Annotated in this window: 22 protein-coding genes and 1 riboswitch; of the genes, 17 read left to right on the top strand and 5 right to left on the bottom strand. The window is 59.8% G+C overall.

From position 1 onward, the window contains the following. The first annotated feature begins 108 nt into the window (after positions 1–108). Positions 109–211: riboswitch (TPP riboswitch) on the top strand. Positions 212–257: 46 nt separating this feature from the next. From thiD to tenA, 8 genes are read left to right on the top strand one after another with little or no spacing between them, the layout of a single operon-like run. Next, the gene (thiD, locus tag RAK1035_RS06185; RefSeq protein ID WP_008281261.1) at positions 258–1,052 is read left to right on the top strand and encodes a bifunctional hydroxymethylpyrimidine kinase/phosphomethylpyrimidine kinase; all 795 of its coding nucleotides are present in this window, start codon (positions 258–260) and stop codon (positions 1,050–1,052) included. After that, on the top strand, positions 1,049–2,035 hold the full coding sequence (locus RAK1035_RS06180) for an FAD-dependent oxidoreductase (RefSeq protein WP_008281260.1): 987 nt from the start codon (positions 1,049–1,051) through the stop codon (positions 2,033–2,035). The genes thiD and RAK1035_RS06180 overlap by 4 nt, the downstream gene beginning before the upstream one ends. Next, entirely contained in the window at positions 2,019–2,216 is a 198-nt protein-coding gene (gene thiS / locus RAK1035_RS06175) for a sulfur carrier protein ThiS (RefSeq protein WP_008281259.1), read from the top strand. Before RAK1035_RS06180 ends, thiS begins: the two co-directional genes overlap by 17 nt. A 1-nt stretch (position 2,217) precedes the next feature. Beyond that, a complete protein-coding gene (locus RAK1035_RS06170) occupies positions 2,218–2,988 on the top strand; it encodes a thiazole synthase (RefSeq protein ID WP_008281258.1) in 771 nt (256 codons plus the stop codon). Then, positions 2,988–3,584, top strand: coding sequence for a thiamine phosphate synthase (locus tag RAK1035_RS06165; RefSeq protein WP_008281257.1), 597 nt, complete (start codon positions 2,988–2,990; stop codon positions 3,582–3,584). Before RAK1035_RS06170 ends, RAK1035_RS06165 begins: the two co-directional genes overlap by 1 nt. Next, positions 3,581–4,564 (top strand): HesA/MoeB/ThiF family protein, encoded by a 984-nt coding sequence (locus RAK1035_RS06160; RefSeq protein ID WP_008281256.1) that lies wholly within the window; start codon positions 3,581–3,583, stop codon positions 4,562–4,564. Before RAK1035_RS06165 ends, RAK1035_RS06160 begins: the two co-directional genes overlap by 4 nt. Beyond that, positions 4,561–5,493, top strand: coding sequence for an ABC transporter substrate-binding protein (locus tag RAK1035_RS06155; protein WP_008281255.1), 933 nt, complete (start codon positions 4,561–4,563; stop codon positions 5,491–5,493). Before RAK1035_RS06160 ends, RAK1035_RS06155 begins: the two co-directional genes overlap by 4 nt. Then, complete coding sequence (gene tenA / locus RAK1035_RS06150; protein WP_008281254.1) at positions 5,490–6,173, top strand: thiaminase II; 684 nt, start codon at positions 5,490–5,492, stop codon at positions 6,171–6,173. Before RAK1035_RS06155 ends, tenA begins: the two co-directional genes overlap by 4 nt. Before the next feature lie 5 nt (positions 6,174–6,178). On the opposite strand, the gene RAK1035_RS06145 is transcribed toward tenA, so the two are convergent. The 4 genes from RAK1035_RS06145 to RAK1035_RS06130 form a co-directional block, all read right to left on the bottom strand. After that, positions 6,179–6,562 carry a DUF3307 domain-containing protein gene (locus tag RAK1035_RS06145; protein ID WP_037297929.1) on the bottom strand — a complete coding sequence of 128 codons (384 nt, stop codon included), beginning with the start codon at positions 6,560–6,562 and terminating at the stop codon, positions 6,179–6,181. Between the two features lie 126 nt (positions 6,563–6,688). Then, positions 6,689–8,467 (bottom strand): adenylate/guanylate cyclase domain-containing protein, encoded by a 1,779-nt coding sequence (locus tag RAK1035_RS06140; protein WP_050775758.1) that lies wholly within the window; start codon positions 8,465–8,467, stop codon positions 6,689–6,691. A gap of 41 nt (positions 8,468–8,508) precedes the next feature. Then, positions 8,509–10,062, bottom strand: a complete 1,554-nt coding sequence (locus RAK1035_RS06135; RefSeq protein WP_008281251.1) for an NAD(P)-binding protein — start codon at positions 10,060–10,062, stop codon at positions 8,509–8,511. A gap of 119 nt (positions 10,063–10,181) precedes the next feature. Next, positions 10,182–11,141 (bottom strand): LysR family transcriptional regulator, encoded by a 960-nt coding sequence (locus RAK1035_RS06130; RefSeq protein ID WP_008281250.1) that lies wholly within the window; start codon positions 11,139–11,141, stop codon positions 10,182–10,184. 94 nt (positions 11,142–11,235) lie between these two features. Between RAK1035_RS06130 and RAK1035_RS06125 the strand changes: the two genes are divergently transcribed. From RAK1035_RS06125 to RAK1035_RS06085, 9 genes are read left to right on the top strand one after another with little or no spacing between them, the layout of a single operon-like run. Beyond that, positions 11,236–12,117: an ABC transporter permease gene (locus RAK1035_RS06125; protein ID WP_232279201.1), complete on the top strand. Its 882-nt coding sequence runs from the start codon at positions 11,236–11,238 to the stop codon at positions 12,115–12,117. Then, positions 12,117–12,902, top strand: coding sequence for an ABC transporter permease (locus RAK1035_RS06120; RefSeq protein ID WP_008281248.1), 786 nt, complete (start codon positions 12,117–12,119; stop codon positions 12,900–12,902). The genes RAK1035_RS06125 and RAK1035_RS06120 overlap by 1 nt, the downstream gene beginning before the upstream one ends. A gap of 34 nt (positions 12,903–12,936) precedes the next feature. Beyond that, positions 12,937–14,079: an ABC transporter substrate-binding protein gene (locus tag RAK1035_RS06115; RefSeq protein WP_008281247.1), complete on the top strand. Its 1,143-nt coding sequence runs from the start codon at positions 12,937–12,939 to the stop codon at positions 14,077–14,079. A gap of 53 nt (positions 14,080–14,132) precedes the next feature. Next, positions 14,133–15,203, top strand: coding sequence for an ABC transporter ATP-binding protein (locus RAK1035_RS06110; RefSeq protein WP_008281246.1), 1,071 nt, complete (start codon positions 14,133–14,135; stop codon positions 15,201–15,203). 4 nt (positions 15,204–15,207) lie between these two features. Further along, positions 15,208–16,560 carry an aminotransferase family protein gene (locus RAK1035_RS06105; protein WP_008281245.1) on the top strand — a complete coding sequence of 451 codons (1,353 nt, stop codon included), beginning with the start codon at positions 15,208–15,210 and terminating at the stop codon, positions 16,558–16,560. Further along, the gene (locus RAK1035_RS06100; RefSeq protein WP_037297835.1) at positions 16,560–17,486 is read left to right on the top strand and encodes a 3-keto-5-aminohexanoate cleavage protein; all 927 of its coding nucleotides are present in this window, start codon (positions 16,560–16,562) and stop codon (positions 17,484–17,486) included. The genes RAK1035_RS06105 and RAK1035_RS06100 overlap by 1 nt, the downstream gene beginning before the upstream one ends. Positions 17,487–17,525: 39 nt before the next feature. After that, positions 17,526–17,969 (top strand): GNAT family N-acetyltransferase, encoded by a 444-nt coding sequence (locus tag RAK1035_RS06095; protein ID WP_232279200.1) that lies wholly within the window; start codon positions 17,526–17,528, stop codon positions 17,967–17,969. Beyond that, positions 17,966–18,988 carry a histone deacetylase family protein gene (locus RAK1035_RS06090; RefSeq protein WP_008281242.1) on the top strand — a complete coding sequence of 341 codons (1,023 nt, stop codon included), beginning with the start codon at positions 17,966–17,968 and terminating at the stop codon, positions 18,986–18,988. The genes RAK1035_RS06095 and RAK1035_RS06090 overlap by 4 nt, the downstream gene beginning before the upstream one ends. Before the next feature lie 2 nt (positions 18,989–18,990). Then, entirely contained in the window at positions 18,991–20,091 is a 1,101-nt protein-coding gene (locus tag RAK1035_RS06085; protein ID WP_008281241.1) for an NAD(P)/FAD-dependent oxidoreductase, read from the top strand. Between the two features lie 35 nt (positions 20,092–20,126). On the opposite strand, the gene RAK1035_RS06080 is transcribed toward RAK1035_RS06085, so the two are convergent. Then, positions 20,127–20,792 carry a GntR family transcriptional regulator gene (locus tag RAK1035_RS06080; protein ID WP_037297925.1) on the bottom strand — a complete coding sequence of 222 codons (666 nt, stop codon included), beginning with the start codon at positions 20,790–20,792 and terminating at the stop codon, positions 20,127–20,129. Between the last annotated feature and the right edge of the window lie 12 nt (positions 20,793–20,804).

Below are 20,804 nucleotides of genomic sequence, written 5' to 3'. Positions count from 1 at the left end.
GGACTGCCCCAAAGTGGCGTGTTTACACGCCGGTTTGACGGCTGTTTGCGACATTTCCTGTCTCGCATTCTCCTCTTGCAGCGCGCAGAACCGGCTGTTAGCAATCAGGCATATCCGTTGGGGTGCCCGTGTTCAGGGCTGAGAGGTGCAAAGCCAACCCATCGAACCTGATCCGGGTGATGCCGGCGTAGGGAACGGACCTCAGCACGCCCGGTGCGCACTCCGTCCGTTTCCCCGCAAGATGAGAGGAACGGCAGATGATTGCCACAGCTTTGACAATCGCGGGCTCCGACAGCGGCGGCGGCGCGGGCATTCAGGCAGATCTCAAGACGTTTTCGGCACTGGGCGTCTATGGAACGAGCGTGATTACCGCCGTGACAGCCCAAAACACCTGTGCGGTGACCGATGTGCATCCCATCCCTAACGCGACTGTTGAAGCACAGATTTTAGCTGTTTTAGGCGATATCAGGGTCGATTGCATCAAGATCGGCATGCTGGGCGACGCAGGTCTCATCGAAACAGTGGCGCGGGCTCTGGCGGAGTATCATGGCCCCATCGTCCTTGATCCCGTGATGGTCGCAAAATCCGGCGCGCGCCTCTTGCCGGACGCTGCGCGTGCCGCCCTCGTGGAGCACCTTGTGCCACGTGCCGATCTCCTCACCCCGAACCTGCCAGAGGCGGCAGCACTTTTGGGCATGTCAGAGGCGCGCGACAGTACGGAAATGCAGGCGCAGGGCGCGCTTCTGCGGGACATGGGTGCCGTGGCCGTCTTGATGAAGGGCGGGCACGCGCAAGGCGAGACTTGCACCGATTGGCTGATTGCTGACGCAACATATCGCCTCGACGCCCCCCGCATCGCCACGCGCAACACCCATGGCACTGGCTGCACGCTATCATCGGCCATTGCGGCACATCTCGCAAAGGGACTAACCTTGCCAAAAGCGGTTGAAACTGCCCATGGCTGGTTGCATCGCGCCATTCTCGCCGCAGATACGCTGGAAATTGGCAAGGGCCATGGCCCGGTGCACCACTTTCACGAGGTTTGGACATGACAGGGCCTGTCACCATCCGGGGCGCGGGCATCGTTGGCCTCTGCGTGGCAACCGAACTTGTCGCGCGTGGCATTGACGTTACTTTACGCGATCCCGCACCATCACCCGGCGCGCATGCCTGCTCTTGGTGGGCAGGCGGCATGCTGGCCCCATTTTGCGAGGGCTTTTCCGCAGAAGAGCCAGTGGTGCGATTGGGTCAAGCGGCCGCCGATTGGTGGGCGGCACAGGGAGTTGAGGTAATCCGACGGGGCTCGCTCGTTGTCACCTTGCAGCGCGACCGCCGCGAACTGGATCAGTTCGCCCGCCGAACCATGGGGCATCGATTTGTAACAGGCGAAGAATTGGCCGTGTTAGAGCCGCATTTGGTTGAGCGCCACGACCGCGCACTTTTCTTTCCTGATGAGGCGCATATCAATCCTCGCGCGGCACTGCATCACCTGCACAAGCGCCTGGTGGACGCAGGCGTGCGATTCGAACAAGATGCGGCAGAGCCTCATGGTTCGGTGATCGACTGTCGCGGCCTCGCCGCGCAGGACAGTTTGCCCGATCTGCGGGGGGTCAAGGGAGAGATGCTGGTGCTGCGCAGCCGTGATGTGACCCTGACAAGGCCCATTCGCCTGTTGCACCCGCGGTTTCCACTCTACATCGTGCCACGGGGCGATGGTGTATTCATGCTGGGTGCGACACAGATCGAGAGCACGGAGCGCGGCCGTGCCTCGGCTCGGTCCGTGATGGAGCTGCTGTCGGCTGCCTATGCTCTGCACCCCGCTTTTGGCGAGGCGGAGGTGCTGGAAATTGGCGCTGATGCACGCCCTGCTTTCCCCGACAACCTTCCGCGCGTTTCCCGCAAGGGAGGCACAGTTTATGTCAACGGCCTCTTTCGCCACGGCTTCCTCTTGTCGCCTGCGGTGGCGCGTATGGCAGCAGAGATGGTCTCGGGCGATACTCAGAAACCGGAGTTTTATCATGAAGATCACGGTTAACGGCACTGTGCAGGACACCACTGCACCATCGCTTGATGCGCTGCTGATCGAGCTGGGTTATGGCGCGGCCAAGGTGGCGACTGCAGTGAACGAAAGTTTTGTTCCTGCTGCAATGAGGCCAGAACATAGACTGAATGACGGCGACCGGATCGAGATCGTCGCACCACGGCAAGGGGGCTGACATGCCTGTTTTCTACGAGACCGAGATCACCTCGCGGCTGATGCTGGGCACTGCGCAATATCCCTCGCCCGCGATCCTCGCCGATGCCTTCAAACGCTCTGGCGCGGGCATCGCCACCGTCTCTGTGCGGCGTGAGGCAGGGGGCGACCGCGCGGGCCAGGCGTTCTGGGATATGATCCGCGACCTTGATGTGCGCGTCCTGCCCAATACCGCCGGCTGCCATTCGGTCCGGGAGGCTGTAACAACGGCTCAGATGGCGCGGGAACTGTTTGACACGCGCTGGATCAAGCTTGAGGTGATCGGCCACGCCGACACCCTGCAGCCAGACCCCTTTGGCCTGGTCGAAGCGGCGCGCATCCTGACCGAGGACGGATTTCAGGTGTTTCCTTATTGCACCGAAGACCTTGTGCTCTGCGAGCGCCTGGTAGAGGCGGGATGCCAGGTGTTGATGCCTTGGGGTGCCCCGATTGGTACCGGGCTTGGCCTCAATAACATCTACGGCCTTCGCTCTTTGCGTGCGCATTTCCCCGATCTGCCGCTGGTGATCGACGCAGGCCTAGGCCTACCAAGCCAAGCGGCACATGCGATGGAACTAGGCTATGACGCAGTGCTGCTTAACACAGCCGTGGCCAAGGCAGGCGATCCGGCGGCGATGGCCGACGGGTTCGCCCGCGCATTGGAGGCAGGGCGCCTTGCCTATGAGGCCGACCCGATGGAACCGCGCGATATGGCCGCCCCCTCCACCCCCGTCTTAGGAAGGGCCTTTACCTGATGTCTCTGCCGCGTTTCTATCCGATTTTCGATCACACCGACTGGCTTCGCCGCGTGCTGCCACTTGGTGTTAAACTCGTGCAGTTGCGCATCAAGGATCTTACGGGCGAGGCCTTGAACGCGCAAATTACGCAGGCACAGAGCCTATGTCGGACCCATGGTGCCACTCTCGTGGTCAACGATCATTGGCAAGCCGCGATTGATGCAGGCGCGACTTGGGTGCATCTGGGGCAGGAGGATCTCGACACCGCCGACATTCCCGCCATGCGCCGTGCCGGGCTGAAGCTGGGGCTTAGCACCCATGATCATGCGGAGCTTGACCGGGCTCTCTCGCACGATCCTGATTACGTGGCGCTTGGTCCGGTCTATCCTACCATCCTGAAAAAGATGAAGTGGCACGAACAGGGTCTGGACAAGTTGACCGAATGGAAGCGCCTGATCGGCGACGTTCCCTTGGTCGCCATCGGAGGCATGTCGGTTGAGCGGGCGGGTGGGGCCTATGCGGCCGGGGCGGATATCGTGTCTGCCGTGACGGATATCACGCTCAATCCCGACCCCGAGGCGCGGGTGCAGCACTGGATTGAGGTCACGCGATGACCCGTTATGCACGTCAGATCGCCCTGCCCGCGTTTGGGGTTGCTGGTCAGGATCGGCTTGCGGCGGCGCATGTGCTGGTGGTGGGTGCGGGCGGCTTGGCCGCCCCGGTGCTGCAATACCTCGTGGGCGCAGGGGTGGGGCGCATAACGCTGATGGATGGCGACCGGGTCAGTCTCAGCAACTTGCACCGTCAAACGCTGTTTCGCATGGCGGATATCGGCCAACCAAAGGCGCAGGTTGCCGCGGCACACATGACCTTGCTAAATCCAGATTGCAAGATTTCAGCCGTATTAGAGCCGCTTGATCCGGTCAATGCACCGGGCCATGTCGTGGTCGTTGATCTTGTGCTCGACTGCGCTGACAGTTTCGCGGCAAGTTACATATTGTCCGACACCTGCCATGGCTTGGGCAAGCCGCTGATCAGCGCGTCCATCGTTGGCACCTCTGGCTACGTCGGTGGCTTTTGCGGCGGCGCGCCCTCGTTGCGTGCGCTGTTTCCGGACCTGCCAGACCGATTAGGCAGTTGCGATGCTGATGGCGTGTTTGGTCCCGCTGTCGGCGTTATGGGCAGTCTTCAGGCGCAGATGGCAATCGCAAATTTAGCCGGAATAGAGCCTGATCCATTGGGGCAGCTTGTGACCTTTGAGGCGATCGGTTCCCGCTTCGGCGGCTTCCGCTTTGACAAAGCATCAGAGCCAAAGGATGGATTTCATTTTATTGCCCCCGCTCAGATCACGCCCTCCGATTGGCTGATCGACCTGCGCGCCGAGGCAGAGAGCGGGCCCGCTTTGCCAAACGCCATCCGCCGTCGCGTTTCGGATTTCGATCACCCCACCACGCATCCGCAGGGGCCGCGCGCGGTGCTCGCGTGCCGCTCTGGTTTGCGGTCATGGCAAGCCGCAACACGGCTGCGCGGCCACTGGGACGGCGAAATTGCCCTGATCGCCCTTGGCGACGTTCAACAGGAGACAGATACATGAAACACCTCACCCTGATCTTTGCCCTTTTGGCCAGCCCGGCCATGGCGCAGGACAAGATGACCCTGATCCTCGATTGGTTCATAAACCCCGATCACGGCCCCATCATTCTGGCCGAGGAATTGGGATATTTCAAAGAAGCCGGACTCGAGGTAGAGGTCATTGCCCCCGCCGACCCAAGTGATCCGCCCAAGATGGTCGCCGCCGGGCAAGCCGATCTTGCGATTTCCTATCAGCCGCAATTGCACATGCAGATCGAGAATGGCCTTCCGCTGCGCCGCGTTGGCACGCTCGTTGCCACGCCGCTCAATTGTCTCTTGGTGCTAGAGGATGGGCCGATCAGATCCACGGCTGACCTTAAGGGCCGCAAGGTTGGTTTTTCGGTGGCTGGCGTCGAAGAAGTGCTGCTTTCAACAATTCTTGCACAGCATGGCCACAGCCTGAGCGATATCGAACTGGTCAGCGTCAACTGGTCGCTGTCGCCCTCGCTCATGTCCGGTCAGGTCGATGCGGTGATCGGCGCCTATCGTAACTTCGAGCTTAATCAGATGGAGATCGAAGGCGTGCCGGGCCGCTGTTTCTATATCGAAGAAGAAGGTGTGCCCGCCTATGACGAGCTGATCTATGTCGCCAATCCCGATTCGATGGATGCCGAGATGATCCGCCGCTTTCTGCACGCCACTGAGCGCGCAACGCAGTACATCATGAACCATCCGCAAGACAGCTGGGAGATTTTCGCAGGCACTTCGCCCGAGTTGCAGGATGAGCTGAATGAAAAGGCTTGGGTTGACACCTTTCCGCGCTTTGCAACCCGGCCCGCCGCCTTGGATCACGCGCGCTACAAGCGGTTTGAACAATTCCTGCTCGACGCAGGAATGATCAGTGACGCGACCCCGGTTTCCGGGCTTGCCATGGACCTGAACGCAGAATGACGCGCGATTACGGAACGACCTTTCCCCGCTTGCGCGATGCGGCGGGCACGGTCTGGCAGGACTATACGCATCACGCCTTTGTCGAAGGATTGGGTAACGGCACGTTGCCGCGCAAGGCCTTCCTTGGCTATCTCGTGCAGGATTACGTATTCCTGATCCATTTTGCGCGGGCTTGGGCGCTCGCTGTGACCAAAGCCGATGCGCTCGAGGAAATGCGCGCCTGCGCCGCCACCGTTGATGCGCTGGTCAATCACGAACTTAGCCTGCATGTGAAAACCTGCGCCGAGGCGGGGCTAAGCGAGGCGGATCTCTACACCGCCGAAGAGCATCCCGCCAACCTTGCCTATACGCGCTACGTGCTTGACGCGGGCCATTCTGGCAATTTTCTTGACCTTCTGGCAGCCCTTACCCCATGCGTCATGGGCTATGGCGAGATTGGCGCGCGGCTAGGGCCGGTGCCTGCGGATCACCCCTATGCGGATTGGATCAACACCTATGCAGGCGACGCCTATCAACAGGTTTGTCGCGATGCTGGCACGCTCTTTGACGGTGCCGTCCTTCTGCGGCTGGGAGCAGGTGCCGAGACAACCCCGGCCTGGGGGCGGCTTTGCCAGCGTTTTACTACGGCGACGCGGTTAGAGGTAAGCTTTTGGGATATGGGCCTGTCGTTTGGGGCGTGAAACGCTCAGGTCGCGCGGCTGACCACCACTGCGAAAAGCGCGATATACGTAAGCTGGTGCGCGGCCTGATCGAGCCCGAGGTAATACCAAAACCTCGGGTCGGTCTCGGTCAGATCCTCTATGCGCACGAGACGCGCCTTGGACCAGTCGATGTGATAATGCAGCGCCACCTCCGCCAGCACGAGACCAAGAGCAAAATTCCAAGGTAGAGCAAACCAGAGCAGGATAGGCAGGCTGAGTATCCCATGCACTCCGGCGTGCACGATACCCGCCAGATGCCCATACCTTCCTTTGTTCCGTGCGATCCATGCCGTCTGGAACTGAAAATCGCCAAGGTAATGCTTGATCTGAAACAGGATCAAAAGAAGGCACAGATCAAAAATACTCATCGTGAAAACCTCGGCAATTGCCATGAATGCTGGGCTCTGAACGAACACTCCGTCGGAAACGTGGTTTGATACAATTTGGGTCTAGCGGTAATTTCCTTAGTCTATCACATCTCGCGGGCATTTGCATCACCGGCGCGGCAAACCCATCGAGACGAGCGTTTCCAGGTCATCCTTGATCCCCGCCACCAGCGCGGGCCATTTTGGAAAGTGAAACCCGTATTTGATTACATCCAACGAGAAATCAGGCCGCACGGTCAAGGCCTGCGCCAAGGCACGCTCTGCCGTGGTCTGATCCCCGGCGCGCAGGGATAGAACAGCATAGGCGGAATGCACAAAGGCCTCCGCCCCAGGATTGCGCGCCGCAGGTTCGAGATACTGGCGCATATTCTCACCCAAGCTCATGTCGCGCATCCAGATGGCAACGGCGAGCATCCAGTAAAAGGACCACAGCATCGGATCCTGAGGGCTGAGGCGAATGGCCTCTAGCCCGGCCGCCTCCATCTCTTCGGTGTTGGGGTTCTTTTGGAAGAGGTTGATAAAGGTCTGCGCGTTATAGATCAGCGCATCGTTGTGATTGAGCGCCCGCGCGCGGGCCAACGCCTCTCTGGCATCGTTTTCTTGCCCTTGCAGCGTCAAAAGTTGCGCAAGCGTGATATGCCCAAGCTCGAGCCTGTCATCCAATTCGATAGCGCGATTGGCGTGAAACATGCCCTTCACCACATCCTCGCGGGGATTGCGGCTCCGGCCCGAGTAGATCCGTACCGCATGAACACGTCCTATCAGCGCATGGGGCAAAGCATAGGTCGGATCTGCCTCGGCGGCGGCATGAAAGAGGGCGGTTGCGTTACGGACGCCACCAGAGGTGCGCATGTCGATCTCGGTCAGGCCACGCTGGCACATTTCCCAAGCTGACAGGCTCTCGGTGGGTTTGGCGCGCGACATGGCACGCTCATGCGCGCCAATCTCCGGTGTCAGCCCAGTCACGATACAGCGCGTGATGTCATCTTGCAGCGCAAAGAGATCAGCCATGTCGCGATCATAGCGATCAGACCATATCTGACGACCTGTCTCGGCCTCGATCAGTTGTGCTGTAACACGCAGACGGGCACCCGCACGGCGCACAGCACCTTTGACCACATAGCGCACACGCATGTCCTGCGCGATCTGGCGCATGTCTTGCGCGCGGTCTTTATACGCAAAGGAGGAGCCGCGTGCGATGACAAAAAGCGAGCGAAACCGCGACAACTCGTTGATCAAATCTTCGGCGATCCCATCCGCCAGAAACCCATCCTCGACCGAAGACGACAAGTTATCGAAGGGCAGCACGATGACAGAAGGACGATCTGCGCTCTGGGTGACGGTGCTGCGGTTCTCGGCTTCGACCCCGGTTGTAACATGCCAAACCTCAACCGGCGTGGGGATGTTTCGGACAAATTGCATGCCTTGCCCGGTGATCGTCAGGCCCGGTTCCCGCGCCAGCATGTCGCGCACCGTGCGTGACACGCAAATGCCGCCGGGTGCCGATAGGGTTTCAAGCCGCGCCGCAATATTGACGACATCGCCCAGAACATCGCTTCCGTCGATAAGGACACTGCCGTGGTTTATCCCCACGCGCAGCCAGATACGCAGGTCGTCGGGTTCCTGAAGCTGATGCGCGGCAATAGCGCGTTGCGCGCTCAAAGAGGCATGGACCGCTGCGGCAGGGCCGGGGAATTCCACCAAAAGCCCGTCGCCCATGGATTTAACAACCCGCCCACCATGATCTGCAATCGCCGGGTCAATAATGGCGTGCCGCAAGATGCGCAGCCGCTCAAACACCCCCTCCTCGTCCATTGCGACGAGGCGAGAAAACCCCACCACATCCGCGGCGGCGATAGTTGTCGCCCTGCGCTCCAGCGCTTTCACCTCTGTCCCCTTCGTCGCGGCGCCCGTTCCGCCCCCAAAGTTTAAGGTAAGCGGGTGATCTTTGTCACCTGAGCATTTTGAGTGATACTTAGCGTCGGGGCCATTTGTTTCCAGATATCAAGCCAACCTTTTGACAAAACGGTAACTGCTGGCTTGTCGCTGAAAATCAGACCAAGGGTCAGGGGCAATGAAATCCAGATCATGCCATAATAGGCTGGGATTTGTTTCAGCGGGCCATATCCCTGCACCGAATAGGCATATTCCAGCATTCCTGTCAGGATCAGCAGATCATTCTTGGCGAGAAAATCGTAGAAGCTGTCATATTGCAGCAACTCCTTCGGCGCACTCAGCGGCATCGGCAGGGTCAGCCCACGGTAGATCGCCAAGAGCACGTCATACTCTGCAAGACGCACAAAGATTTCGGCCTTGACCTTATCCTCATTGAACCCGGCCATCCAGTTTTCCGGATCGGCAAAGGGCTGGTTGGCCTCGTAATAACCTTTGAGCAGGGTGTAGTCGTCATAATCCATCAAGGTGGCCGGGGCAGGCACGCCGGGAAACTGCCCTGTCGTCACCATGGCGCGGATTGAATGGCCTGCGGGGTCCTGGTGATCGGCGGTCAGAAACATGCCCTCGCGGATATTCCCGTCCATGAACCCGCAGGCGGCAAAATGCGCGGCCATCTTGTCATACGCGGGCGAGAGATAGCAGGTGCCCAATTCACAGGGTGTGGGTTGCCCATTGGGCGATGGTGTATCGTAGGTGACGGTATGCGTCTTGCCTCCGAAACGGTCTGTGGATTCGAGGATTTCGACATTGGTATAGCCCAAACCTTGCAGCCGATGCGCGAACATCATGCCTGAAGGCCCAGCCCCCAGCACAATGATAGGCGCCCCTTTGTCGGCAGGTAGCGACCAACCCAGCGCCGCCTGCTGATCCAGCAGCATCCCGCCATATTGCCAGCACTGCAGCACGGATTCAAAGCAGGTCGAGCCATGCACAAAAACCGTGTTGTTCTTGCCCTGCAGGCCCAGATAATTCCACGGTCCGCCACCGCGAAGACCCGTATTATCGAAATGGTCGAAATAGGGCGTCCGCAGATCGACCGGCGCGCCGGTGCTGTCGGTCACAATCTCATAATCCGGATAAGGCCACCAATCGAGCGTCGGCAGCGTCTGCTCCAGATTGGCGAGAAACTCCGCCTCGGTCATTGGCGGATTGGCCGGACCCTGTAGCTGATACACGGTAACAAGGTTCTCGGTCATGGAATTGGCGGTCTCTAACGAGAATTGCTTGGCTGTTTCGTTGCGATACCCACTGACATGGCCCGCCATGGCCGAAATCTCTGTCGGCGCTAGAATGATGCCATATTGCGGCGCAGGATTGGGCACCTTTACCCTCACCAAAGTGGTGTGAAAGGTAAAGTTGGTCAGCTGACCAAAGACCGCTGTTTCTGCTGCGGTATAGTCACAAATACTGCTCAGATTGCGTGGCTCGCAGGCGACGACCAAAAGATCGCAAGTTTTGGTGACTGGGGCAGCCCCATCAATGGCAACGGTCAGCGTGACGGCTGGGGAGGTCGTTGTGGGCGTCAAAACAGGTCTCCTGGAATCAGTGATGAAAAACCGGCCCGAAACGGGGCAATTTTGACGCTACACTGATTTGCGTAACGGTTGAATCTTTTATGCGGGGCACAAGCCTTGCGCGCAGAACTCTAGCGATAGGTGCGCTCTTCAATCGGGGTTTCGTCAATCCGGGCCAATAGCCGATCAAGCAGGCTTTGTTCCGCCCGATTGAGCACGGCGCGCGGATTCCAGACAACGTGCACATCAACCGCCGCCGTCTGATCATAGGGGGGTAACTGCCACAAAAGCCCGTCTCGCACATCGCGCTCCGCCACATGCAACGGCAGCGGACCCACGCCAATTCCCGCGATGATCATGCGCCGCACCTCTTCCAGATGGCTGGAGGTGGCGATGATCTGATCCCCCAATTCCGCCTGTGCCCGCATCAAGGTTACGGGTTTGAGGGCGTCTTGCAATCGGTCGGTTTCAAAGCTGACGGCCGAGCGCCCAGCAAGGTCCGCCCGCGTGAGATCACGTTGCCCAAACAGCGCATGGCGCGGCCCGCAAAACAAGCCAAAGAACTCTCGATAAAGGCGCATATACTCTAGCTTGGGGTTGCGCTGATGCACAAGGCAGATGGCAAAGGAGGCCGAGCGCGCCGACACCGTTTCAATCGCCTGCGCAGAAGAATGCACCTCGATTGCCAACGTCGCGCGGGGGTTTTCAGCATGGAACTCTGCCAGAACCTGATCAAAAAGCGGGCAGATCACGTGAGAGGCCAAAGACAGGCGCACATGACCCGTCACCTCATCCGTCATATCGCGCATGAGGGTCGAGAGGCGCAAAATAGAGCCTTGGATATCCAGCGCCTCGCGATACAGAACCTCGCCCGCCTCGGTCAGTGCGAAATGCCCCGGTGTGCGGTGAATAAGACGTTTGCCAACCCGTTCCTCTAACCGTTTCAACGCTGTAGACACAGACGGCTGCGTCAGCCGCAACCGATGTGCAGCATCCGTAACAGAGCTGGACTGCGCCAGCGTGACAAAGGTGCGCAAGAGGTTCCAATCCATCTCGCGCATGATGCGTTCGGGGCTGTTACGATCATCCATAGGCTACATCTATTGTCACAATTCCCATTATCTATTTGATTAATGATGGCCTGCTTTGCACCCTCATCGCAAGCCCGCATTTGACGGGTCGCGCATGAAAGGGAGACGCATGTCGGTTGAGGCCCGCGAAGCGAGGCAGCCGTGGATTCTGTTGTCACCCGCCTTGGGGGCGGTGACGCTTCTTTTGCTTGTGCCGCTCATGTTCATCGTTGTCTATTCCTTCTGGCTGCGCTCGGCGATGGGCGCGGATACGGTCGGCTTCTACCTCGACAACTGGCAAAAAACCCTCACGGATCGGTTTTACCGCGACATCCTGCTCAACACGTTGAAAATCGCGGCAATCACCACGGCAATCTGTGCCCTGATGGGGTATCCGGCGGCCTATTTCATCGCCCGTTCGCGCGGCAACAAGATGGTGCTGCTGCTCTTGCTTATGCTGCCGTTCTGGATCAGCTATATCATCCGCACGATGAGCTGGATCAACATTCTGGGCACATCCGGCGCGCTCAATTCCCTGCTCTTATCGCTTGGCATCATCAACGAGCCGATCCAGATGCTCTATAACGAGGCCACGGTGATCCTCGGGCTTGTGCATTTCTTGCTGCCCTTCATGGTGCTCAATGTCTACGTGAGCCTTGAGGGCATCGACACAAATCTGGAGGATGCTGCCAATTCGCTGGGGGCAACCCGGTGGCAGGCGTTTACCCAAGTCACCTTGCCGCTCTCGCTTCCCGGCCTTGCGGCGGGCGGCTTGCTCTGCTTTGTGCTGGGCGCTGGAACCTATATTACCCCGGTGATCCTTGGTGGGCCGCGCGATGCGATGTTCGCAAATCTGGTGTTTGAGGCGATCATCACCCAATTGAACTGGCCACTTGGATCGGCGCTGTCGCTCTTGCTGTTGATCGTATTGGGGCTGCTGGTCGCCATCTACAACCGCTATCTTGGCATGGCGCAACTGGCCAAGGGGCTGGGCTGATGGGGTGGCAGATCATCCGCGCTTGGACCGTTCTGGTCTATGCTTTCATGTTTTTGCCGGTGGCGGTGGTGGTGCTCTTGTCATTTAACGCCAACCAATTCGGCAGCTTTCCGATGACTGGCGTATCGCTGCATTGGTTTCAGGAACTGTGGAATAACGACGCCGTGATGCGCGCCTTTCGCACGTCGCTTGTGCTTGGTCTGATGACTGCGGTGATCTCGACGACCTTGGGGATTTTGGCAAGCCTTGCCTTGGTGCGCTACAACATCCCCGGTCGCAACGCGATCACCACGCTGCTGATTGCGCCTATCCTTGTGCCAGAGGTGGTGCTGGCGGTGGCGCTCTTGCTGTTTCTCAACTGGCTGGGCATCGGCAAGAGTTTCGCACTGCTTCTGGCAGGGCATGTGATCTTTACCCTGCCCTTCGTGATCCTTGTGGTGCAGGCGCGTCTTGTCAGCATCAAGCGCGATGTAGAAGAGGCCGCACTCAGCCTCGGCGCCTCGCCGGTGCAGACCTTCTTTTCCGTGACCCTGCCGTTGATGCTGCCCGCCGTCGCGGCGGGGGCGCTCTTTGCTTTCACCATCAGCTTTGACGACATCACCGGCACGCTCTTTTGGAAACCCGGCGGGGTCGAGACCGTGCCGACGCAGATCTTCTCGATGCTGCGCAATTCGATCAGTCCGGAAATCAACGCTCTTGGCACCGTGATGATCGTTATGACCTTGGGCCTTCCGCTGCTCGGAGCGGCGGTGGCCCGCAAACTCGCCATGAAAGGCGGCGCTTAAGAACCGCATTAACCCTCAACAAGGAGAATTAAAAATGGACAATACCAAACGATACGAAAGACTGCTCGACCGCTATCGCAACGGCGATCTGGACCGGCGCAATTTTCTGGGCCTGATCGGCGCTGCGGGCCTCGCATATGGTGTGCAGACACCCTTTGCCAAGTTCGCCCAGGCCCAGGATGTGAAACAGGTACGGTTTGATGGCTGGGGCGGGGTGGTGTCTGAAGCGTTCCGCAAACATGCGTTTGACCCTTACACAGCAGAAACCGGGATTACCGTGGTCGATGGCACCTTTGCGGGCGGCGATGAATATCTGGCACAGGTCCGCTCTAGCCAAGAGGGTGAATATAACATCGCGCATCTGTCCGGCGTGTTCGACTATGCGCGCTATGTGAACTTTGGCCTGACAGTCGAGTTGAACCTCGACAACATCCCCAACATGGCGCTGGTGATGGATGCGCTGACCAATGCCTTCCGCCGGGTGACCCCGGATTACCTCTCGGCTGTGCCTTATGACTATGGAACCACGGGGCTGGCCTATAATCGCAAGTACATCTCAGATGAGGAGATGAAAGAAAAAGGTGCCTCGATCCTCATTGACGCCGCTTACAAGGGCAAGATCGGCGGTTGGTCAGATTGGCGCACGCGGGTCTGGTATGGCGCGTTGCAGACCGGTCAGGACCCGAACAACATTCAGGATATGGAAGCGGTCTGGGATGCGATCCGCAGCCATCGCGATCTGGCGCTGAAATATTGGTCCTCGGGTGCAGAACTGATGAGCCTTCTGGCCGAAGAAGAGATCTACGTCACGGAAGGCTGGTCTGGCCGCATCGCCGCCCTTCAACAGCAGGGCCACGACATCGGCTATTACGACGCGCCCGGCAGCTTTGCTTGGCAGGAATGTCTGCACGTGCTCAAGGGCAGCCCGGTTGAGGCGTGTGAGGAGTTGCTGAACTTTATGCTCGCGCCTGAAACCTCAATCGCTGTGGCCGAGGGGCAGAATTATCCGCCCGCTCTGGATGGGACCAAGGTGGATCTGGGGTCCAAGATCCCAACCCTGCCCGCCTACGACCCAACCGGCACGCTTGAATCGCTGACCTTTGCCAACCCGACGTACTGGAACGGCAATGAGGCCGAATGGTCCGAAACCTTCAGCCGCGTGCAGCGCGGGTATTGAGCCAGAACCGCGTCCCGATATGGGGCGCGGTCCACCCCGAGAGGACCCCGCGAATGAGCGCCGTCACCCTGAAGAACATCGTCAAGCGGTTCGGCACCTTTACCGCCGTTCATCGCACCACACTGGAAATTCCCGAGGGGGCTTTTGTCACGCTGCTTGGTCCGTCGGGCTGTGGCAAGACGACCAATCTGCGAATGATCGCGGGGCTTCTCGATCCCACCGAGGGCGAAATCCTCATTGGCGGCAAGCGCGTCAACGACGTGCCCATTCACAAGCGCAATCTTGGTCTCGTCTTTCAGAATTACGCGCTTTTCCCGCACAAGACTGTGGCAGAAAATGTGGCGTTTGGCCTGAAATACCGCAACGTCCCAAAATCCGAAATTCCAGCCAAGGTGCAGGCTGCGCTTGATCTTGTGCAATTGCCCAATGTCGGGGAACGCTATCCCAAGGAACTGTCGGGCGGGCAACAACAGCGCATCGCCCTTGCCCGTGCCATCGTGATCGAACCAGATGTGCTTCTCCTTGATGAACCGCTCTCGGCACTTGATGCCAATCTGCGCGAAGATATGCGCGTTGAACTCAAACGTATCCAAGAACGGATCGGCGTAACCACGGTCTTTGTCACGCATGACCAATCCGAGGCGCTGGCCATGTCCGATTTGATCGTTGTCATGTCCGAGGGGCGGGTAGAGCAAGTGGGCAAACCCGAAGAGGTCTACAACACGCCAGCCAGCGAATTTGTCGCGAACTTTCTCGGTGCGTCCAATATCTCTGAGGCGCGCTGCGTCGAACATGGCGCAGCGGTCGTCGTGGAGGATGCCATATTCGGCCGAGTGAGCGTGCCCGCCGCCAAGGCGCCTAATCTGAGCGGCACCGGTCCAGCCAAGCTGGTGGTGCGCGCCGAAAAGCTGAGGCTCGCGCGCGATCCCGCGCCCGAGGGTGTGATTTCTGTTCCCGCAACCGTGGAAACAGTAGATTATCAAGGGCAGGCTGTGCGGTATTTCGTGCGTGCAGGTGAGGCGCAGTTACAAGCCATCAACATGATCGACGACCACCCATTTGCGGTGGGCGCTGCGGTGCATCTGCACTTGCGCCCGCAAGATTGTGCGGCGTTACCGGGATAAGACAATGAACGTAAAACCCTCTCACCTTTTCTATCAGGGACGCGAGCGCAAGCCGGTCCTCGATCAGGCGCGCGGCGTCTATATGTGGGACGTGGATGGCAAGCGCTATCTTGATGGCTCATCTGGCGCGATGGTCTGCAATATCGGCCATTCAAACGAAAACGTGCTCGACGCGATGCGCCGCCAGATGGAGAAATCCACCTTTGGCTACCGCTTGCATTTCGAGACCGAGGCATCAGAGAAACTCGCCGCCAAGACCGCCGCCCTCTGCCCCGAGGGGCTGAGCCGAGTGTTCTTTGTCTCGGGCGGGTCCGAGGCCGTGGAATCCGCACTGAAGCTGGCGCGCCAATATGCGCTGGCCATCGGAGAGGGCAGCCGTTGGAAGATCATAAGCCGCGCACCATCCTACCATGGCTGTACGCTAGGCGCGCTTGCCATAACCTCTTATGCGCCGCTCACCGATCCCTTTGCGCCGATGATGCAGGCAATGCCGAAAATTCCCGCACCGCGCGCCTATCTCGATGGGCTGGACGCCGACAAAGAGGCGACCGGGCATCACTATGCCGACATGCTCGAGGCCAAGATCATCGAGGAAGGCCCCGAGAGCGTGCTTGCCTTTGTGGTTGAGCCCATCGGCGGGGCCTCAACGGGCGCTCTGGTGCCACCGCGCGGCTATATGGAGAGGGTGCAGGAGATTTGCCGCAAATACGGCGTGCTTTTTATTCTGGACGAGGTAATGACCGGCGCAGGACGGACCGGCAAGTTTCTCGCCTCTGAGCATTGGAATCTCGCTCCTGACATTATCGTCATGTCAAAGGGCTTTGCCGCTGGATACGTGCCACTGGGCGCGATGGTTGCGCATGAACGGTTGGTCGAGCCGGTCTTGGACGCTGGCGGCTTTCTCCACGGCTTTACTTACGCAGGCAACCCACTGGCCTGCGCCGCCGGTCTCGCCGTGATCGACGAGATTGAGCGGATGGATTTGGTGGGCAATGCCGCCCGCATGGGTGACCGCCTGCAAGAGCGTTTGCGTGGCTTGATGCAGCGCTATGCCATCATCGGTGATGTGCGCGGCAAGGGGCTGCTGACCGCGTTCGAATTCATGGCGGATCGCGGCACCAAGGCCCCGCTGCCCAAGGGTTTGCGCGCCTTCGACCGATTTGTGCAGATCGCCTATGAGAAAGGTCTGATCGTCTACGCCCGCCGCACCCGTGACGGGGTTGAGGGGGACCATATCATCGTCGCCCCCCCGATGATCGTGACCGAGACGCATCTGGACGAGATCACCGAAATGCTGGATGCATCGCTGGCAGAGTTTACCGATGAAATTCGCCCGGCACTGGAGCGGGCTTTATAATGCGCAAAATCATAATTACTTGCGCACTTACAGGTTCGATCCATACGCCGTCCATGTCGCCGCACCTGCCCATTACCGGCGATGACATCGCCCGCGCAGGGATCGAGGCGGCCGAGGCGGGCGCGGCAATTCTTCACCTGCACGCCCGTGATCCAAAGACCGGGCGGCCCTCTGCAAAACCAGAGCATTTCCGGGCCTTTCTACCACGCCTGAAAGAAGGCTGTGATGCGGTCCTGAACCTCTCGACCGGGGGCAGCGCCACGATGACGCTGGATGAACGCCTCGCCGCGCCGAAAGAGGCCGCGCCGGAAATGGCCTCACTCAACATGGGCACAATGAATTTCGCGCTCTATCCAATGGCAGAGAGGATCGCCGACTGGCAGCACGACTGGGAAAAACCCTTTCTCGAAGGGTCCGACGATCTGGTGTTCAAGAACACGCCCCGCGACATCGCCCGCATTCTGACGGAACTGGGCCAAGAGCGCGGCGCGCGGTTCGAGTTTGAGTGCTACGACCTGAGCCACCTCTATATGCTCCGACATTTCGCGGATCGCGGGCTGATCCGCGCCCCTTATTTCATTCAGTTTGTTTTTGGCGTCTTGGGCGGAATGGGCGCGGACCCCGAGAACCTCACGCATCTGGTGCGCATCGCAGACAAGCTTTTTGGTCAGGACTATATGTTTTCCGTTCTGGCCGCGGGACGGCATCAGATGCCGATGGCGGCACAGGCGGCGGCGATGGGCGGCCATGTGCGCGTCGGACTTGAGGATAGTCTGACCATCGGACGCGGCACGCTTGCGCGCTCTAACGCGGAGCAAGTCATCAAAGTGCGCGGCATTGTCGAGGCGTTGGGGCGCGTCGTGGCCAGCCCCGACGAGGCCCGCTCTCTGCTGGGCCTCAAGGGTGCTGACCGGGTGGCGATCTGACCCATGGTAGATTTTCGCGCAGTCGAAACAGAGGACGACATGGCGTTGCTAGACGCGGCCCTGCGCCAGCTGAGCGCGGATTTGGGCGATGCGCATAGCGCCGGTCTTGACGCGTTGCGCGCCGGGCTGACAGGCAAGATACCGGCGGCATACGGCCTGCTCGCGCTCGAGGGCGATCTGATCGGTGCGGCCCTCTTTGGCCCGCTTTTTTCCACTGTGCGCGGGGCGGCAGGCGTCTATGTCTCCGACCTTTGGGTCACAAAAGCAGCGCGCGGTCAGGGACTTGGCCGCACGCTTTTGTCCGAGGTAGCGCGCCGCGCAGGCACGCTGTGGCATGCGGAATGGATGATGCTGGCGGTTTATGCGCATACACCCGCCTCGCGGCGGTTTTATGAGCGCCTTGGATTCGAGGCGCAACCGCAAGCCACGCAGATGCGCCTGCCGCAGCCTGCGATGCGGAGACTGAAGGGAGAAGACGGATGAAGGCGATTTTCGACGATCGGCAATGGCGACACGACCCCAAACATTTCATGGCGAACGGGGTGATCAAACCCTGCCCCGAGCAGCCCGAGCGTATCGCGCGCCTGACGGACGGGGCCAAAGCAGCCGGTTGTGACTTTGTTGCGCCAAAGGATGCCGGTCTTGGGCCCATCGCGGCGCTTCATTCGCCAGAATATGTGACCTTCCTGCGCAATATTTACACCCGATGGCAACGCATCGAAGGCGCAGGGGATGAGGTGATCCCAAATGTTCACCCTTCCAATCGCAGCGACAGTTATCCCAAATCCGCCGTAGGCCAAGCGGGCTATCATCAGGCCGATACCGCCTGTCCCATCGGGGCGTGCACATGGGAAGCGGCCTATTGGTCAGCACAGACCGCCATCACTGGGGCCGATATGCTCGCCGCTGGCGAGCTTGCCGCCTATGCCCTTTGCCGCCCGCCGGGGCATCATGCCTTTGGCGATCTGGCGGGTGGGTTCTGCTTTTTCAACAACGCCGGGATTGCGGCAGAGCGGCTGCGCACAAGCGGCCTGCGCGCCGCGATCCTTGATGTTGATGTGCATCACGGCAACGGAACCCAAGGGATATTCTATGACCGCGACGATGTGCTGACTGTCTCGATCCATGCCGATCCGGCGCGGTTCTATCCGTTCTTCTGGGGCCATGCCGATGAGCGCGGCACCGGGCGCGGCACCGGCTATAACCTCAATCTACCGCTTGAGCGCGGCACCGGGGATGACGCCTATCTGAAAACACTCGACACCGCGTTAGAGCGGGTGGCGAATTTCGGGGCTGATGTCGTGGTCGTGGCCCTCGGTCTTGATGCCTATGAGGGCGACCCGTTTCAGGGTCTGGCGATCACCACACCCGGGTTTGCGCGCATCGGGGCCGCGATTGCCGGGCTGGGGATACAGACACTCTTTGTGCAAGAGGGCGGGTATCTCTGTCAGGAATTAGGCCAGAACCTTACATCGGTTTTAACAGGATATGAGGGGGCTTGATCATGGCCGATGTGATCGTGATCGGCGGCGGTATCGCCGGGATCAGCGCTGCTGCGGAACTGGCGCGCGGCGGGGCTGATGTATTGGTGCTCGAAATGGAGGGGCAGATTGGCTATCACGCCACAGGCCGCTCAGCCGCTATCTTTATTCGCAACTATGGCAATGCCACGCTGCGCGCACTCAATGCCGTGGCAGAACCGATCTTTGAGCAGCCGGGCGAAATCAGCGACCAACCGCTGCTTAGCCCGCGCGGCGAACTTATGGTTGCCTCCGAGGAAGAATTGCCAATCCTCGACGCCTATCTCGACGGCTCGACCGGCATTGACCGGCTGACCGGCAAGGAGGCCGCCGAGATTGTGCCGATCCTGCGCGCCGACCGTATTGCCGGGGCGATGATCGAACGCGGCGCGCGCGGCATCGACGTGGACCGTTTGCTACAAGGCTATGCGCGGATGCTACGGGCAAGGGGGGGACGAATCGTTACAGGTGCTGTGGTGACCGGCCTGTCGCATCGCGCCGGGCTCTGGCAGGTCAAGACCGCGCAGGAACAGCATAGCGCCCCGATCATTATCAACGCGGCAGGTAGCTGGGCGGATGAAGTGTCCGCCTTGGCCGGAGTGCCGCGCGCAGGATTGCAGCCCTACCGGCGCTCGGCCGCGATCATTCCAACACCCCAGGGCTATGAAACAGAGCATTGGCCTATCTTTGGCTCTATCGCAGAGACTTGGTATGCCAAGCCCGAGGCAGGCAAGCTGATGGTTTCCCCCGCCGATGAAGACCCGGTAGAACCGCATGATGCCTGGGCCGATGACATGGTGCTGGCCGAGGGGCTGCATCGGTTCGAGCAGGCAGTCAGCGTGCCGGTAACACGGGTAGAGCATAGCTGGGCAGGCCTCCGCACCTTTGCCCCTGACCGAACGCCCGTAGTGGGATTTGATCCGCGCGCGACAGGCTTTTTCTGGCTGGCCGGGCAAGGCGGCTACGGGGTGCAGACCGCCCCCGCATTGTCACGCCTGACAGCGGCACTGATTGCGGGGGTTGCACCAGACGTCTCGTCGGAGGTGCTGGCGGCTATGGAGCCGGGGCGGTTCGGGCTAGAATAGCAGCACCCCGCTGCACAAGGTCTGCAGCCCTGCGCTCAGGCCTGCGTTTTGGCCTTGATCGATGCGAACTTGCGCAGCAGGTGATCTTTCATCAGTTTACCGCAACGCTCCGCATCCCGCGTGCGCAGCGCGTCTAGAATGGCCTCATGCTCTTCTACTGCCGCGCGCCAGCGTTCGGGGGTCAGGTTGGCCTGATAGCGTGCCCGCTGCACCCGAAAGGCCAAAAGCTCATGCGCGCGCAGCAAAGTCTCATTTTCAGCTGCGGCCAGAACCGCTTTGTGAATGGCTTGATTGATGCGGAAATACGTCGGGCGGTCCGCCTCGTCATAGGTCCGTCGCAGGGCCGTTGTCATCTCTGCGATGTCCTGCACGGTCTCTGCGCTTGCCTGCATCGTGGCCAATTCGCCGGCCAAGCCCTCAAGTGCGGCAAGCACGCAGAACACCTCTGCCAATTCCGCCTCGCTCTGACGGGTGATGACCGCGCCGCGATGCGGGATAAGGTCAAGCAATCCCTCTGCCGCCAAAACCTTGAGCGCCTCGCGTAGCGGTGTGCGCGACACGCCGAATTGCTCGGTCAGGGCCTTTTCGTTGATCTTCTCACCGGGCTGCAATTGCCCCTCAAGGATCATCTGACGCAGTCGATTTGTGATCTCAACGGCGAGCGCGGTGCGGCCAATCGGATCGGGTTTGAGGGCGGTCATGGGGGCCTCCGG

This window comes from Roseovarius sp. AK1035 (assembly GCF_003288315.1).
GTDB lineage: Bacteria > Pseudomonadota > Alphaproteobacteria > Rhodobacterales > Rhodobacteraceae > Roseovarius > Roseovarius mucosus_A.
The sequence above is the reverse complement of the archived record's forward strand: the minus strand, read 5'-3'. Positions and strand labels throughout refer to the sequence as shown.